Annotated in this window: 15 protein-coding genes; 9 read left to right on the forward strand and 6 right to left on the reverse strand. The window is 74.4% G+C overall.

Annotation, left to right across the window (positions count from 1 at the left end):
* Positions 1-56: 56 nt before the first annotated feature.
* On the forward strand, positions 57-740 hold the full coding sequence (locus ABZ945_RS21430) for an endonuclease (protein ID WP_361271750.1): 684 nt from the start codon (positions 57-59) through the stop codon (positions 738-740).
* Entirely contained in the window at positions 737-937 is a 201-nt protein-coding gene (locus ABZ945_RS21435) for a hypothetical protein (protein WP_248636606.1), read from the forward strand. Before ABZ945_RS21430 ends, ABZ945_RS21435 begins: the two co-directional genes overlap by 4 nt.
* Positions 938-1,063: 126 nt before the next feature.
* Here ABZ945_RS21435 and ABZ945_RS21440 read toward each other — a convergent pair whose 3' ends face one another.
* A complete protein-coding gene (locus ABZ945_RS21440; protein WP_361271753.1) occupies positions 1,064-1,747 on the reverse strand; it encodes a DsbA family oxidoreductase in 684 nt (227 codons plus the stop codon).
* Between the two features lie 253 nt (positions 1,748-2,000).
* On the opposite strand from ABZ945_RS21440, the gene ABZ945_RS21445 reads away from it, so the two are divergent.
* The gene (locus tag ABZ945_RS21445) at positions 2,001-3,245 is read left to right on the forward strand and encodes an MFS transporter (protein WP_361271756.1); all 1,245 of its coding nucleotides are present in this window, start codon (positions 2,001-2,003) and stop codon (positions 3,243-3,245) included.
* A 161-nt stretch (positions 3,246-3,406) separates the two neighbouring features.
* Here the strand turns inward: ABZ945_RS21445 and ABZ945_RS21450 are convergent, their stop codons facing one another.
* A complete protein-coding gene (locus tag ABZ945_RS21450; RefSeq protein ID WP_361271759.1) occupies positions 3,407-3,853 on the reverse strand; it encodes a MarR family transcriptional regulator in 447 nt (148 codons plus the stop codon).
* 86 nt (positions 3,854-3,939) lie between these two features.
* Here ABZ945_RS21450 and ABZ945_RS21455 point away from each other — a divergent pair, with 86 nt between their 5' ends.
* Together ABZ945_RS21455 and ABZ945_RS21460 are read left to right on the forward strand one after the other, a co-directional pair.
* The gene (locus tag ABZ945_RS21455; protein ID WP_361271762.1) at positions 3,940-5,577 is read left to right on the forward strand and encodes an MFS transporter; all 1,638 of its coding nucleotides are present in this window, start codon (positions 3,940-3,942) and stop codon (positions 5,575-5,577) included.
* A 202-nt stretch (positions 5,578-5,779) separates the two neighbouring features.
* Entirely contained in the window at positions 5,780-6,049 is a 270-nt protein-coding gene (locus ABZ945_RS21460) for a DUF6332 family protein (protein ID WP_361271766.1), read from the forward strand.
* A gap of 43 nt (positions 6,050-6,092) precedes the next feature.
* On the opposite strand, the gene ABZ945_RS21465 is transcribed toward ABZ945_RS21460, so the two are convergent.
* The gene (locus ABZ945_RS21465; RefSeq protein ID WP_361271769.1) at positions 6,093-7,394 is read right to left on the reverse strand and encodes a geranylgeranyl reductase family protein; all 1,302 of its coding nucleotides are present in this window, start codon (positions 7,392-7,394) and stop codon (positions 6,093-6,095) included.
* 107 nt (positions 7,395-7,501) lie between these two features.
* On the opposite strand from ABZ945_RS21465, the gene ABZ945_RS21470 reads away from it, so the two are divergent.
* Both ABZ945_RS21470 and ABZ945_RS21475 read left to right on the forward strand, forming a co-directional pair.
* Positions 7,502-8,869: a dipeptidase gene (locus ABZ945_RS21470; protein WP_361271772.1), complete on the forward strand. Its 1,368-nt coding sequence runs from the start codon at positions 7,502-7,504 to the stop codon at positions 8,867-8,869.
* Positions 8,870-9,150: 281 nt separating this feature from the next.
* Positions 9,151-9,813 (forward strand): MBL fold metallo-hydrolase, encoded by a 663-nt coding sequence (locus ABZ945_RS21475; protein WP_361271800.1) that lies wholly within the window; start codon positions 9,151-9,153, stop codon positions 9,811-9,813.
* A 170-nt stretch (positions 9,814-9,983) separates the two neighbouring features.
* Here ABZ945_RS21475 and ABZ945_RS21480 read toward each other — a convergent pair whose 3' ends face one another.
* Positions 9,984-11,051, reverse strand: a complete 1,068-nt coding sequence (locus ABZ945_RS21480; protein WP_361271774.1) for an NUDIX domain-containing protein — start codon at positions 11,049-11,051, stop codon at positions 9,984-9,986.
* A 194-nt stretch (positions 11,052-11,245) separates the two neighbouring features.
* On the opposite strand from ABZ945_RS21480, the gene ABZ945_RS21485 reads away from it, so the two are divergent.
* Positions 11,246-11,428, forward strand: a complete 183-nt coding sequence (locus ABZ945_RS21485; RefSeq protein WP_248637327.1) for a hypothetical protein — start codon at positions 11,246-11,248, stop codon at positions 11,426-11,428.
* Positions 11,429-11,562: 134 nt separating this feature from the next.
* On the opposite strand, the gene ABZ945_RS21490 is transcribed toward ABZ945_RS21485, so the two are convergent.
* Positions 11,563-12,540, reverse strand: a complete 978-nt coding sequence (locus ABZ945_RS21490; RefSeq protein ID WP_361271777.1) for an ROK family protein — start codon at positions 12,538-12,540, stop codon at positions 11,563-11,565.
* Positions 12,541-12,723: 183 nt separating this feature from the next.
* Here ABZ945_RS21490 and ABZ945_RS21495 point away from each other — a divergent pair, with 183 nt between their 5' ends.
* Positions 12,724-13,758, forward strand: a complete 1,035-nt coding sequence (locus ABZ945_RS21495) for a LacI family DNA-binding transcriptional regulator (protein ID WP_361271779.1) — start codon at positions 12,724-12,726, stop codon at positions 13,756-13,758.
* Between the two features lie 207 nt (positions 13,759-13,965).
* Here ABZ945_RS21495 and ABZ945_RS21500 read toward each other — a convergent pair whose 3' ends face one another.
* The gene (locus ABZ945_RS21500; protein ID WP_361271781.1) at positions 13,966-15,270 is read right to left on the reverse strand and encodes an aldolase/citrate lyase family protein; all 1,305 of its coding nucleotides are present in this window, start codon (positions 15,268-15,270) and stop codon (positions 13,966-13,968) included.
* Between the last annotated feature and the right edge of the window lie 299 nt (positions 15,271-15,569).

Below are 15,569 nucleotides of genomic sequence, written 5' to 3' on the forward strand. Positions count from 1 at the left end.
GGAGGAGGCGGGACGGCGCGGGACGGACGCACAAGCCAACCGGAGGTGCGGTTTCCATGGCACACCACGGAGATGGGGCGACGGTACGGGCGCTGCTGGACGAGCAGGGCCGCACCTACGCCGAGGAGGCGGGCATCCGGCTGAAGGACACCCCGCAGCCCCTGTACGAGCTGCTGGTCCTGGCCCAGCTGCTGAGCGCCCGGATCAGGGCCGGGGTGGCGGTCGCGGCGGCGCGCGCCCTGTTCGACGCGGGACTGCGGGACGCCCGCCGGATGCGGGACGCGGACTGGCAGCAGCGGGTGGACGCGCTGGGCGAGGGCGGCTACCGACGCTATGACGAGCGGACCTCGACCCAGCTGGGCGATGCCGCCGGACTGGTCCTGGACCGCTACGGCGGCGATCTGCGCACACTGCGCGAGAAGGCCGGCGGCGACGTCGACCAGGCGCGCTCGCTGCTCCAGGAGGTGCCGGGCGTCGGGCCGGCCGGTTCGGACATCTTCCTGCGGGAGGCCCAGGGGGTGTGGCCGGAATTCGCCCCCTATCTGGACCGCAAGGCGCTGGACGGGGCCGAGCGGCTGGGGCTGCCCACGGACCCCGGCGAGCTGGCCGGCCTGGTCCGTGCGGACGAGCTGCCGGCCCTCGCCGCCGCTCTGGTCAGGGCGGCGCTCGACCGCGATGTCGCCGAGGCGGTGCACGACCACGAGGAGACAGCCGACGAGCCTCAAGGAGGTTCCCGATGACCACCGCAGACCGTGCCGGGCTACCGCTGCCCGACTACGACGAGCTGACCGTCGGCACGTTGGAGCACCGTATCCGGGGGCTCGGCGCCGCCGACGTCGAGAAGCTGCTGCACTACGAGCACACCCACGGGGACCGCGCGATGGTCGTGCAGGTCCTCGCCGCCCGGAAGCACCAGATCGACGAGGAGGGCGGCTGATACCCGGCACGCGCACCGGCCGGAGCGCGTGCCGGCGAAGGCGCCGCCCCGGTCTCCTGGGGGTCGCGGGTTCCCGAGGGGGCACGGGCCCGTCGTGGCCCGCGCCCCCTCGGACCCGGACCCGGCCTACGCCCCGACCTCGCAGGCGCCCTCCGGACCGCAGGCGGCGGCCTCACCGGAGGTGGGGGTGGCCGTGTCCCGGCCCTGCCAGGCCTGTTCGAGGGCCTGGGTGAAGACCTCCGCGGGCTGGCCGCCCGAGACCCCGTAGCGCCGGTCCAGTACGAAGAAGGGCACCCCGGTCGCGCCCAGCGCGGCGGCCTCCGCCTCGTCGGCCCGGACCTCCTCCGCGTAGCGCGTACGGTCCTCGATCACCTCGCGCACCTCCGCCTCGTCCAGCCCGGCTTCGACACCGAGGGCGGCCAGCACCTCCGCGTCGAACACCGAGCGCTCCTCGGCGAAGTTGGCCCGGTAGGCGAGGTCGAGCAGTTCGGACTGGCGGCCCCGCGCCCTGGCGAGGTGCAGCACCCGGTGGATGTCGAAGGTGCTGCCGTGGTCGCGGCCCTCGGTGCGGTAGCCGAGCCCTTCGGCGCGGGCGTTGGCCGCGACGTGCTCCTCCATCCCCCTGGCCTCGTCCTGGGTGCGGCCGTACCGCCGGGCCAGCAGGTCGAGCACGGGGATGGTGTCCCCGGGCGCCCGGTCCGGGTCGAGCTCGAAGGAGCGGTGGACGACCTCCACCTCGTCCGCGTGGGCGAAGGCGGCGAGGCCCTGCTCGAAGCGGGCCTTGCCGATGTAGCACCAGGGACAGGCCACATCGCTCTAGATCTCCACACGCATGTCGCTGATCACTCCAGGGTCTTGCCGGGTCGGTCGGGTGGTGGGGGTCCGGCGGCGCTCCTCAGCGGGCGACCGCCGCCCATGGCAGGGGCGGGGCCCACCAGACCTCTCCGCCGTGATCGAACACCCGGCGGCACCCTCGCATTCCGCACCGGCGGTCCATCGGCACCCGCCGCACCACCTCCTCCCGGGCTTGAAGACTCTCCCCCACCACCCCTATCCTCCTTTTGTGCCGAACTTGAACAAACTCCGGAGCGCCACACGGGGGAGCACCGGACGGCACCCCGCCGCCGCCTCCTCCCTGTCCCGCCTCCGCACCGCCCTGACCGTGTTCTTCGCCCTGGACGGCTTCCTCTTCGCCGGGTGGGTCGTCCGCATCCCCGCCATCAAGGCGCAGACCGGCGCCTCGGCCGGCAGCCTGGGGCTCGCCCTGCTCGGGGTCTCGGCCGGGGCGGTGGTGACCATGACCCTGACCGGCCGGCTGTGCCGGCGGTACGGCAGCCACCGGGTGACGGTCGCCGCCGCCGTGCTGCTCAGTCTGAGCATCGCCCTGCCCGCGCTCACCCACTCCGCCCTGGCGCTCGGTCTGGTGCTGCTGGTCTTCGGCGTCGGCTACGGCGGGATCAACGTGGCGATGAACAGCGCCGCGGTCGATCTGGTCGCGGCCCTGCGCCGCCCCGTGATGCCCGGTTTCCACGCCGCGTTCAGCCTGGGCGGGATGCTCGGGGCCGGGCTCGGCGGACTGGTCGCGGGCGGGCTCTCCCCGGCGGCCCATCTGGCGGCGCTGACCGGGGTGGGCCTGCTGCTCACCGCGGCGGCCGCGCCCACCCTGCTGCGCCACCCCGCCCCCGTACCGCCGAGCCCCTCCCCCGCCCCGGAGTCCCCGCCGTTCCGGAAGCCCGGGCGGATGGACCGGCGGTCCCGGCGGCTGGTCACCGTCTTCGGGCTGATCGCCCTGTGCACCGCGTACGGCGAGGGGGCGCTGGCGGACTGGGGAGCGCTCCACCTGGAGCAGGACCTGCACGCCCACCCGGGGATCGCGGCGGCCGGGTACTCGGCGTTCGCGCTGGCGATGACCGTGGGGCGGCTCAGCGGAACGGCCCTGCTCGAACGGCTCGGCCAGACCCGGACCCTGGTGGCCGGCGGCGCCACGGCGGCGGCCGGGATGCTGCTCGGCGCACTGGCGCCGTCGGTGGGCTTCGCCCTGCTGGGCTTCGCGATCACCGGCCTGGGACTGGCCAACCTCTTCCCGGTCGCCATCGACCGGGCCGGGGCGCTGGCCGGACCCGACGGGGTGGCCGCCGCCTCCACCCTGGGCTACGGCGGGATGCTGCTCGGACCGCCCGCCATCGGCTTCCTGGCCGAGTGGTTCTCCCTGCCGCTGGCCCTGACCACGGTGGCCCTGCTGGCGAGTGCGGCGGCGCTCACCGGCTACGCGGTACGGAACGCCTCCGCGACCCCTCGTACCGGCTGACCGCCGACCGCCCAAGCCCTGTCCCTCGCACCGGCTGACCTCGGGCCGCCCGGACCCTGCCCCTCGTACCGACTGACCGTCGGCCGCCCGGACCCCGCCTTTCGCACCGGCCGCCCGGACCCTGCCCTTCGCACCGGCCGACCGCCCGCCCGGATCGTCGCCTATCCCTGTGCCGCGCCCGACTCTCCGGCGGTCGTCGGCCGCTCCGGCGCCGCCTGCCCGCTGAGCATCCGGCTGAGCACGGAGCGCTGGACGGGCTGCGCCTCGGCATGCCGGGCGCGCCCCTTCTCGGTGAGCACCACGCGCACTCCGCGCCGGTCCTCGCTGCACATCCCGCGCGCGACCAGTCCGTCCTTCTCCAGCCGGGCGACCAGCCGGGACAGCGCGCTCTGACTGAGGTGCACCCGGGAGGCCAGCTCCTGCACCCGGTAGGTGTCGCAGGACTCGTGCCCGGCCGCCTCCACGAGGACGTCCAGCACCTCGAAGTCGCTGGCGCCGATCCCGTACGGATGGAGGGCGCGGTCGAGCTCGCAGGTGGTGCGCGCGTGCAGCGAGAGGACGTCACGCCACCGCTCCACGAGCGCACGTTCGATCTTCGTCACTGCCATGGAGTCACATTACCCCACTCCGGCCGTTCGTTGCACCGGAATTAAATGCGCTTGCATTCGATGTACGTGCATGTACTGTGCTGACCATGACTTCTGCGCTCAACGTCCCCTCCCCTGCCGGGGCCTCACCGGCGGAGGACCGCTGGAGCCCCCGGTTGTGGGGCACCCTGCTCGTGCTCTGCGCCGCGATGTTCCTCGACGCGCTCGACGTGTCGATGGTCGGTGTCGCCCTCCCGTCGATCGCCGGCGACCTCGGTCTGTCCACCGCCACGCTCCAGTGGATCGTGAGCGGATACATCCTCGGTTACGGCGGACTGCTGCTGCTCGGCGGCCGGGCCGCCGACCTGCTCGGCCGGCGCCGGGTGTTCCTGGTGGCGCTCGCCGTCTTCGCCCTCGCCTCGCTGCTCGGCGGGCTGGTGGACTCCGGACCGCTGCTGATCGCCAGCCGCTTCATCAAGGGGCTCAGCGCCGCGTTCACCGCACCCGCCGGACTGTCCATCATCACCACCACCTTCAAGGAGGGCCCGCAGCGCAACCGCGCCCTGTCGATCTACACCACCTGCGCGGCCACCGGTTTCTCCATGGGCCTGGTGCTGTCCGGGCTGCTCACCGAGGTGAGCTGGCGGCTGACCATGCTGCTCCCCGCGCCCATCGCCCTGATCGCCCTGGTGATCGGCGCCCGGCTGATCCCGCACAGCGCCCGTGAGAACACCCGCGGCGGTTACGACGTGCCCGGCGCCGTCACCGGCACCGCCGCCATGCTGCTGCTGGTGTTCACCGTGGTGCAGGCCCCCGAGGCCGGCTGGGCCTCCGCCCGTACGCTGCTCTCCTTCGCCGCGGCGGCCGCGCTGCTCGCCCTCTTCGTGGCGATCGAGCGCCGCAGCGCCAGCCCGCTGCTCCGGCTGGGCGTGCTCCGCTCCGGTTCGCAGATCCGGGCCCAGCTCGGCGCGGCCGCCTTCTTCGGTTCCTATGTGGCCTTCCAGTTCATCGCCACCCAGTACATGCAGTCCCTGCTGGGCTGGTCCGCGCTGCAGACCGCCCTCGCCTTCCTGCCGGCCGGCGCACTGGTGGCGATCTCCTCCACCAAGATCGGCGATGTGGTCGACCGCTTCGGCACCCCACGGGTGATCGCCCTGGGCTTCACCCTGCTGGTCGCCTCGTACGCGATCTTCCTCCAGGTCGATCTGACGCCCCGGTACGCGGCCGTGATCCTGCCGGCGATGCTGCTGCTGGGCGCGGCCTGCGCACTGACCTTCCCCTCGCTCAACATCCAGGCCACCAACGGCGTGGACGACGACGAGCAGGGCATGGTCTCCGGGCTGCTCAACACCTCGGTGCAGGTCGGCGGCGCGATCTTCCTCGCGGTGGTCACCGCGGTGATCACCGCCGGCGGGGGCGAGGGCGAGTCGCCGCAGGCGGTGCTGGACAGCTTCCGGCCGGGTCTCGCGGTGGTGACCGCGATAGCCGTGGTCGGCCTGCTGGTCACCCTCACCGGGGTCCGCGCCCGCCGCTCGGCCCCGTCCCTGGTGGTGGCCTCCTCCGAGAGCATCCCGCTGACCACCAAGTCCACCGTCCCCGCCCCGTCCCCCGCGTCCCCGGCCTCCGCCCAGCCGGAGACCGCCGAGCCGGTGACCGCCCAGCCGGTGGGCGCCGAGCCGGTGACCGCCCAGCCGGAGACCGCCGAGCCGGTGGGTGCCGCGGCACCGGTCGCCGCCCGCGACTGATCCGGGCCGCCGCTCATACGGATCGCCGCTGGAATCCGTCGCAGCCGAGACAGGTCGCGGCCGGCACCGGCCGAGGGCAGGGCACCGCCACGGGGGTGCGGCGCCCTGCCCACGGTGCCGCGCCACGACCGAGTAGGCCCGGTGCGCGGCCGGGAGGCGATCGCCTTGTCTCCCGGCCGCGCGCCGGGTCAGACTGTCCGTCATGGGGACCAGGAGCCAGGCGCAGCGGGACGCGATCACCGTGGAGATCGGCTACGCGCTGGTCACCGCCGTCTTTCTCGCCGGGGTGCTGTTCTGCCTGGCCGCCGCCCCGGTGCTGGTCTTCGACCTGGAGGGCTCGGCGGCGCGCGGGACGCTCATCGCGGCCGGCGCGGTCGCGGGCCTCGGCTTCGCCTTCCGCACCGCCCGGGTGCTGTGGCGGTTCAACGCCGCCACTCCGGGCCGTCCGGACCCCGGCGCCCCGGAGCACTGACCGAGCGCACCACCGGGCAGCCCGCCCCTCCCGCCCCGTCGGCCTACCGGCCGCGCCGGTCCAGGGCGTCCAGGGCGCGCCGGGCGACGGAGGAGCCGCGTACCAGGCCGCCCAGGGTGGTCTTGCCGCGGGTGATGTCCACAAACGCCTGCCACGCCGGACGGAAGCCGGTCAGGGTGGCGTGCAGCAGCCCGGGGCGCTTGGCGAACAGCGCCAGCATGCGCTTGCCGACCGCCATCTCCACCCCGAGGCCCGCCTTGATGGCGAAGGCGTAGTTCAGCGCCTGGCGGCGGGCGTCCACCGCGTCGCCCGCCTCGGCGATCCGCACCGCCCACTCCCCCGCCAGCCGACCCGAGCGCAGCGCGAAGGAGATGCCCTCCCGGGTCCACGGCTCCAGCAGTCCGGCCGCGTCGCCGCAGACCAGCACCCGGCCCCGGGACAGCGGGGAGTCGTCGGTGCGGCAGCGGGTCAGATGGCCGGAGGAGACGGCGGGTTCGAAGCCGGCCAGACCCAGCCGGGCGATGAAGTCCTCCAGATAGCGCTTGGTCGCGGCGCCCTCGCCGCGCGCCGAGATCACGCCCACCGTGAGGGTGTCGCCCTTGGGGAAGACCCAGCCGTAACTGCCCGGCATCGGGCCCCAGTCGATGAGCACCCGGCCCGCCCAGTCCTCGGCGACCGTCTCCGGCACCGGGATCTCCGCCTCCAGGCCCAGATCGACCTGGTCGAGCTTGACGCCGACATGCGCCCCTATCCGCCCGGCGCTGCCGTCGGCGCCGACGACCGCGCGGGCGAGCACCACCTCGCCGTCGGCGAGCACCACCGCCGCGGTGCGCCGGTCCGGCACCGTCGTCCCGTGCTGCTCCACCCGGGACACGGTGACCCCGGTACGCAGCTCGGCGCCCGCCTTCTGCGCCTGCTCCACCAGGCCGGCGTCGAACTCGGGCCGGTTGACCAGGCCGAACATCATGCGCTTGGCGCGGCGGGTGCGGGCGAAGCGGCCGTTCAGCGAGAACGTCACGGCGTGCACCCGGTCCTGGAGCGGCAGTTCGAAACCGGGCGGCAGGGCGTCCCGGGACGGGCCGATGATGCCGCCGCCGCAGGTCTTGTACCGGGGCAGCTCCGCCTTCTCCAGCAGCAGCACCCGGCGCCCGGTGACGGCCGCGGCATAGGCCGCGGACGCTCCGGCGGGCCCGGCGCCCACCACCACGACGTCCCAGACCGGCGCGGAGGGACCGTCACCGGAGGGGGCGTCATCCGGGTGGGTGTTACCGGCGTCTGCGTTCTCGCTGCTCACGATCTGTTTCCGCTCCTGATCCCGACCTTTGGCCCTTGCTCTGGACCGCATCCTACGGCGCGGGCCCGCTCCACCCCCTGTGGGAGTATCGGACTCGTGTTCGCCGTACCGATCACGGTGGCACCCGTCTCAACGTCGCACCCACCAGGAGCGTGCCCATGACCGCCCGTGCCACCCGGCCGATCGCCGAGACCGTCGCCTCCCTGATGCCCCGCGCCAAGGCGGAGCTGGCCGAGCTGGTGGCGTTCCCGTCCGTGGCCGATCCGGCGCAGTACCCGCCCAGCGCCTGCGAGGCGGCGGCGGCCTGGGTGGCGGACGCCCTGCGCGCGGAGGACTTCCACGACGTCGCCGTGCTCGACACCCCCGACGGCAGCCAGTCGGTGTACGGCTATCTGCCCGGCCCCGAGGGCGCGCCGACGGTGCTGCTGTACGCGCACTACGACGTGCAGCCGCCGTTGGACCCGGCCGGGTGGCACACTCCGCCGTTCGAGCTGACCGAGCGGAACGGCCGCTGGTACGGGCGGGGCGCCGCCGACTGCAAGGGCGGGGTCATCATGCACCTGCTCGCACTGCGCGCCCTCAAGGCCAACGGCGGCGTGCCGGTGGGCGTGAAGGTGATCGTGGAGGGCTCCGAGGAGCAGGGCACCGGCGGTCTGGAGCGGTACGCGGAGGCGCACCCCGAGCTGCTGGCGGCGGACACCATCGTGATCGGCGACGCCGGGAACTTCCGGGTGGGCCTGCCCACGGTCACCTCCTGCCTGCGCGGGATGACCACCGTGCGGGTGCGGGTGGACACCCTGGAGGGCAACCTGCACTCCGGGCTGTTCGGCGGGGCCGCGCCGGACGCGCTGGCCGCACTGATCCGCGTCCTGGACTCGCTGCGGGCCGAGGACGGCTCGACCCGGGTGGACGGGCTGGCGGCGGACGGTGAGTGGGCCGGGCTGCGCTACCCGGAGGACGACTTCCGCAAGGACGCCCGGGTACTGGACGGGGTCGAGCTGATCGGTGACGGGGTGGTCGGCGACCGGCTGTGGGCCCGCCCGGCCGTCACGGTGGTCGGCATCGACTGCCCGCCGGTGGTCGGAGCGACCCCCTCGGTGCAGTCCTCGGCCCGGGCCCAGGTCAGCCTGCGGGTGCCGCCCGGCCAGGACACCGCCGAGGCGACCAAGCTGCTGACCGCGCACCTGGAGGCGCACACCCCCTGGGGCGCGCGGGTGTCGGTGGAGCCGGTCGGGCAGGGCCAGCCCTTCCAGGCGGACACCACCAGCCCCGCGTACACCTCGATGGCCGCGGCCCTCGCCGAGGCCTACCCCGGCCAGGAGATGCAGGTGGCCGGCATGGGCGGCTCCATCCCGCTCTGCAACACCCTCGCCGCGCTCTACCCGGAGGCGGAGATCCTGCTCATCGGGCTGAGCGAGCCGGAAGCGCAGATCCACGCGGTGAACGAGAGCGTGTCGCCCGAGGAACTGGAGCGGATGTCCGTGGCCGAGGCCCTCTTCCTCGCCGAGTACGCCGCCCAGGCGTAGCCCCCGGCGGACCGGCCACCGGCACCGGCACCGGTGGGATGGACGGCGGCCGGCCGGCCGGCCGGTGGCCCCGACACCGGTGGCCCCGGCCCGGTTCCCGTAAACGATCAGCCGTCAGCGGATCCGCTGACGGCTGACCCGCGTTCCCCCCGCCCCCCGCCGCTCCTAACGTCCCTCCCATGACCCCTGACGACGCCCTCCCCACCGCCGAGGCCCCCTCCACCGCCGGAACCGGCCCCTCCCCCGCCCCGGACTGCGTCGAGGTCCTCCCCCGACTCCTGATGCTCCGCTTCCCCATCGGACAGGCCTATCTGTGGCGGGACTCCGACGACGACCTCACGCTGATCGACGCCGGCTGGGCCGGTGCGGCCCCGGCGATCGAGGCGGCGATACGCGGCCGGGGACTGCGCCCCGAGGCGCTGCGCCGGATCGTGCTGACCCACTGCCACCGCGACCATGTGGGGGCGGCCGGGGAGCTGGCCGCCCGGTACGGCGCCGAGGTGCTGGCCCACCCGGCGGACGCCCCGGTGGTACGGGGCGAGGCTCCCGTACCCGAACCGGTCCTGCTGGACTGGGAGGTGCCGCTGTACGCGCACGGGCTCACCGTCCCCGAGGCGCCGCCGACCCGGGTCGACCGCGAGGTGGTGGACGGGGAGGAGCTCGGGTTCGGCGACGGGGCGCGGGTGGTGCACGGCCCGGGCCACACCGAGGGGTCGATCGCCGTCCATCTGCCGCGCCACGGCGTGCTGTTCACCGGTGACACGGTGGCCTCGGTGGGCCGGGTGGGGCTCGGTGTCTTCCATGTGGACCGCGAGCGGGCCAAGGCCTCGATGCGGCACTTCGCCCAACTGGCCCCCACCACCGTGTGCTTCGGCCACGGCGACCCCCTCACCACGGACGCCGCCGCCGTCCTGCGCGAGGCCGCCGAGCGCGACGCGGCCTAGTACCGCAACGGTGCCTGCCACGGCCGCCGGCCGGCGGGCGGATCCGTACGCGCCCTCGCGCACCGAACCGATGGGTCTCGGCCATGGCGCCTGCCCGTTGCCCGCCGGGCAGGCACCTCCGGGGAATCCGCACGCCTCACTCCGGATCGCTCCCATCCGCGCCCCGGGCCTCACTCCGGATCGCGGACCAGCTCCCCCACGCCCACCGGGACGCCCGCCTCCAGGTTGAGCACCGTGCCGCTCTCCCGGGCCCGCAGGGCCCAGCGGAGCCGCTCGAAGCGGACCGGCGGCAGCATGCCGGCCGCCTCGCTCTCGGTGGCGAACCGCCAGCCACGCAACTCCGCGCCCGGCAGCAGCAGCCGTGCGGCGCGGTCGGCGGCGATCCTGCCGCCGTCGAAGAGCAGCCGCAGCCCCCCGTATCCGGGAGGGCGCGGCCGCTCCCAGTCGACCACCAGCAGCCGGGGTACGGTGTCCAGGCGCAGCCCGATCTCCTCGGTGACCTCCCGCATGCCGGCGCGCGCCGGGGGCTCGCCCGCCTCGACCACTCCCCCGGGGAACTCCCAGCCCGGCTTGTAGGTCGGGTCGACCAGCAGCACCCGATCCCGTTCGTCGAAGAGAAGCACCCCGGCCGCCAGGGTCTCGCCGGTCGGCTCGGGTGTCTGCACGATGCTGCACGCGCCCGCCTGTCCCCCGCGCACCGCGTCGGCGATGGTACGCGCGGTCTCGGCGGGAGTGAGCCGCCCGTTGTCCACCGGGTAGGCGTCCCTCGCGAGCCAGCCGTCCCGAGCCGCCCGGTAGGGCTCGATGTGGTCGGACGACCACTGGCGCACCCGCTCCTCGACCTCGGAATCGCCGGGTGGGACCTCGCGGTCGGCGATCCGGGCGCGAAGGATCGTTTCATCCGGGGTGAGCAGCACATGGTGCACCGGGATCCGCCGGGCGGCGAGCCCGCCGAAGACCTCGTCGCGGTACTCCTGGCGCAGCAGGGTCATGGGCACCACGAGCACGCCGCCCACTTCGGCGAGCATGGCCGCGGCCGCGTCCACCACCATCCGCCGCCACATCGGCAGGTCCTGGTAGTCCATCACCTCGGCGAGCCGCTTGGGCGGCAGCAGCCGGCGCAGTGCTCCGCCGATGACCTCGGGGTCGTACAGGGTGCTGTCCGGGATCAACTCGACCAGCTCACGAGCGGCACTGGTCTTCCCGGCACCAAACGCACCGTTGATCCAGATGATCACGGTTCCCCCTCTTCGGTAGCCCCCAGAGGCTTGCCCGCAACACCCTGCCACGGAAACCCGCGCCGTCACGCGCCGGTCGCCCGCCAAAAGACTGCGACGGTATGACGAGATGCCGGCGTGAGCCGTAACGCCGGGGGAACAAGCGTCGTTAGGCACGGCCCAAGGAGTGGATCGAGCACCACAGGGGGTGCGGGATGCTGCGTACGGTGATGGAGAAGTTCCCGGCTGGAGGCCCGAGGGGCAGCTGGCCCGCGGAGGAGATGGCCCGGGCCTGCCGGGACGAGGGAATGGCCGCCAAGGTCGTCATGGACCTGGAGAACGACGCCTTCCTGGTCGTCGTCGAACGGGAAGCGGTACCGGCCGCGGCCGTGGGCTGACCCCACGTCACCCGCGCCCCACCCGGCGGCCGCCCTTCCGCTTTGGCGACCTCTCGCCATCTTCGTCGATCGGGCACTCCGAGCGCCCCTCGATTCGTTGCCCGAGAGAGAAGGAAGCGGCAGGGCGGCAAGGGTCAGCCGGTGAGGCCGCCTACGCCGGCGGGGAGGCCGGGATGAGGGTCTCTGTGCGCGGTGGCGGCGGCCGCGGCGCCGAGGAGGCCGGCGTCGGTGCCGGTGCGGGCGGGGGCGACGGTCAGGTCGCGGACGAAGGAGAGAGTGGCGTACTCGCGCAGGGAGCGCCGCAGCGGGGCGAAGAGCACGTCCCCGGCGCCCGCGACTCCCCCGCCGACCACCGCGATGTCGATCTCGACCAGGGTGGCCGTCGCGGCGATACCGGCGGCCAGGGCCTGCGCGGCGCGTTCGAAGGAGGCCACGGCCACCGGGTCGCCGGCGCGGGCGGCGGCGGCCACCCCGGCGGCGGTGGTGTCGCCGTCCGGGCCGGGGCGCCAGCCGTTCTCCAGGGCGCGGCGGGCGATGTGCGGGCCGCTGGCGATCCGCTCGACGCAGCCCCGGCCGCCGCAAGGGCAGGGGTCGCCGTCGAGGTCGACGCTGATGTGGCCGATGTGCCCGGCGTTGCCCGTGGGCCCGGGGTGGAGGCGGCCGTCCAGGACCAGTCCGCCGCCCACGCCGGTGGACACCACCATGCAGAGCGCGTTGTCATGGCCGCGTGCGGCGCCCAGCCAGTGCTCGGCCGCGGCGATCGCCACCCCGTCGCCGACCAGCCGCACCGGCAGCCGGCCACCGGCCGCCCGGTGGACCCGCTCCACCAGGGGGAAGTTCCGCCAGGCGGGCACGTTGACCGGGCTGACCGTGCCGGCGGAGGCGTCCACCGGGCCCGCGCTGCCGATTCCGACCGCCCGGACGTCCGGCCAGAGCGGGGAGGCGGTGAGCTCGGCGAGCACCGCCTCGACCGCGCGGGCGACCGTCTCGCCGCTCTCCCGGGCCGGGGTCGGCCGCTGCGCCCGGACGAGGATCCCACCGGCGCCGTCCACCAGCGCGCCGGCGATCTTGGTGCCGCCGATGTCCAGCGCGGCGACGAGCTCGGAATGCATGATGTCGGGTCCCCCGATGGGTGGAGTCGGTGCGAGGGCGCCGGAGGGCGGTGGTCCGGTTCGCCCCGAGGAGCCTGCGGTGATCAATGGAGAACGGTACCGCCAGTCTCGCTTCTCCTGACAACGTTGTCCAGGGCCTATGCTTCGAGCCACACCGCCGACGACACGACAGGACAGCGCACCGTGGCCGAGACCGTCCGCCGCTCCACCTCCCGCTACGGCAGCCGACCGACCATGAAGGACGTGGCCGCGCGCGCGGGCGTCGGGCTCAAGACGGTGTCCCGGGTGGTCAACGGCGAGGCGGGGGTCACCCAGGACACCGAGCGCCGGGTGCAGGAGGCCATCGAGGCGCTGGGCTTCCGGCGCAACGACAGCGCCCGGGTACTGCGCAAGGGCCGCACCGCCACGGTGGGGCTGGTGCTGGAGGACCTGGCCGACCCGTTCTACGGGCCGCTCAGCCGGGCCGTGGAGGAGGTGGCCCGGGCGCACGGGGCGCTGCTGATCAACGGTTCCAGCGCCGAGGACCCGGAGCGGGAGCGGGAGTTGGCGCTGGCCCTGTGCGCGCGCCGGGTGGACGGGCTGATCGTGATTCCGGCCGGGTCGGACCACCGCTATCTGGAGCCGGAGATACGGGCCGGGGTGGCCACGGTCTTCGTGGACCGCCCGGCGGGGCGGATCGAGGCGGACGCGGTGCTCAGCGACAGCTTCGGCGGCGCCCGGCAGGGGGTGGCGCATCTGATCGCGGGCGGCCACCGGCGGATCGGTTTCATCGGCGACCTGCCGCGGATCCATACGGCGGTGGAGCGGCTGCGCGGCTACCGGGCGGCGATGGAGGACGCGGAGCTGCCGGTGGCGGACGGCTGGGTGTCGCTGGGCCCGACCGATCCGGAGCGGGTGCGGGAGGCGGCCGCGGCGATGCTCTCCGGTCCGGAGCCGGTGACGGCGCTGTTCGCGGGGAACAACCGGGTGACGGTGACCGTGGTGCGGCTGCTGGCGGGGTGGGAGCGCCCGGTGGCCCTGGTGGGGTTCGACGACATCGAGCTGGCGGATCTGCTCGGGATCACCGTGGTGGCGCAGGACGCGGCGGCCCTGGGCCGTACGGCGGCGGAGCGGCTGTTCCGGCGGCTGGAGGGCTTCGATGACGCCCCGTCGCGTACGGAGCTGCCCACGGTGCTGTATGCGCGAGGCTCGGGCGAGGTGCCGCCGGCGGAGGACTGACGGCCACCGGGGATGCCGGGCTGCGGAGGCCGCGGCTGACGGTTGTCGCGGACGTCGGTTGGCGCTGTTGCGGACGTCGGTGGACGGCTCCCCCGTCTGACAGCCTTCGGCCGGCGGCTGGCGGACGCCGGCTGACGGCGCCCGTGGGTGCCGGACGGGCGGCGTGCCCCTCCCCCGGCGGGTGGGAGGGGCTCCTGGGCGGCGCGGTCAGCGGGTGTGGGTGGTCAGTTCGGCGCGGCGGGGGGCGGCGAAGCCGTCGAGGTCGGCGCGGGTGAGGCCGGTGTGCCGGGCGACCTCGGCGGTGTCGAGGGCGCCGCAGTCGATGCCGCGCAGCAGGTAGGAGCTGAGGGCCTTGGCGGTGGCGGGCTCGTCCATGACGTCGCCGCCGGCCCGGTTGGCGTAGGCGGCGAGGCGGGCGGCGGCCTGCTCGAAGCCCTCGCGGTAGAAGGCGAAGACGGCGGCGTACCGGGTGGGCAGGTGGCCCGGGTGCATGTCCCAGCCCTGGTAGTAGGCGCGGGCCAGGGCGCGGCGGGTGAGGCCGTAGTGGAGCCGCCAGGCGTCGTGGACCTTCTCGGTGGTGCCGACGGGCAGCACGTTGGTGGAGCCGTCGGAGACGCGTACGCCGGTGCCGGCGGCGGCGACCTGCATGATCGCCTTGGCGTGGTCGGCGGCGGGGTGGTCGCTGGCCTGGTACGCGGCGGAGACGCCGAGGCAGGCGCTGTAGTCGAAGGTGCCGTAGTGGAGTCCGGTGGCGCGGCCCTCGGCGGCGTCGATCATGCGGGCGACGGCGGCGGTGCCGTCGGCGGCCAGGATGGACTGGCTGGTCTCGATCTGGATCTCGAAGCCGATCCGGCCGGGTGCGAGGCCGCGGGCCTTCTCGAACTGCTCCAGCAGCCGGACCATCGCGGTGACCTGCTGGGGGTAGGTGACCTTGGGCAGGGTGAGGACCAGTCCCTCGGGCAGGCCGCCGGCCTCCATCAGGCCGGTGAGGAAGATGTCCAGGGTGCGGATGCCGCGGTCGCGTACGGCGGCCTCCATGCACTTCATGCGGATGCCCATGTACGGGGCGGCGGTGCCGGCGGCGTGGGCCTCGGCGATCAGGTGGGCGGCGCGGGCGGCGTGGCCGTCCTCGTCGTCGGGGGATGCGGGGGTGTAGCCGTCCTCGAAGTCGACGCGCAGGTCTTCGACGGGTTCGCGTTCCAGTTTGGCGCGGACCCGGGTGTGGATGTCGTCGGCGAGTGCGTCGGGCAGGCCGAGGACGGCGGCGAGGGTGCCGGCGTCGGGGGCGTGCTCGTCCAGGGCGGCGAGGGCGGCGTCGCCCCAGGAGCGGATGGTGTGCGCGTCGAAGACGTCGCCGGGGACGTAGACGGTGTGGACCGGCTGGCGGGTGCCGGGGTCGCCGGGGTAGCGGCGGGCGAGCTCCTCGTCCACCGGGGCGAGGGAGGCGCTGATCTCCTCGCTGACCGCTCCGGTCAGGCTCGTCGCCGGCTTCTCCTGCTGACCCATTCCCACACCCTTCTCCGTGCCGCCGCCGCTGCTGCTCATTGTCCTCGCGGGGGCCGTGCTCGCTGTACCTGTCGGTTGCATGCTTTCCGCTGGGCGGAATCACTCATCCGTATGGTGAAGTTAGTATTCGCCGTGAGCTGCGTCAATGGGTGTCTCGGGTAACCGCTGGAGACGGCGGCGGAATGGGGGAAACGGCCGGGGGCCGCGTGGCGCTGCTGCTGCACACCTGGGGCGAGGAGGTCACCCTGCTGCCCGAGCTGGTCGAAGCCCGTCCGGGGCTGCGGGTGATCCTCGGTCACGCGGGC

The sequence above is a fragment of the Streptomyces sp. NPDC046887 genome (assembly GCF_040644755.1).
In the GTDB taxonomy this organism is placed as follows: domain Bacteria; phylum Actinomycetota; class Actinomycetes; order Streptomycetales; family Streptomycetaceae; genus Streptomyces; species Streptomyces lichenis.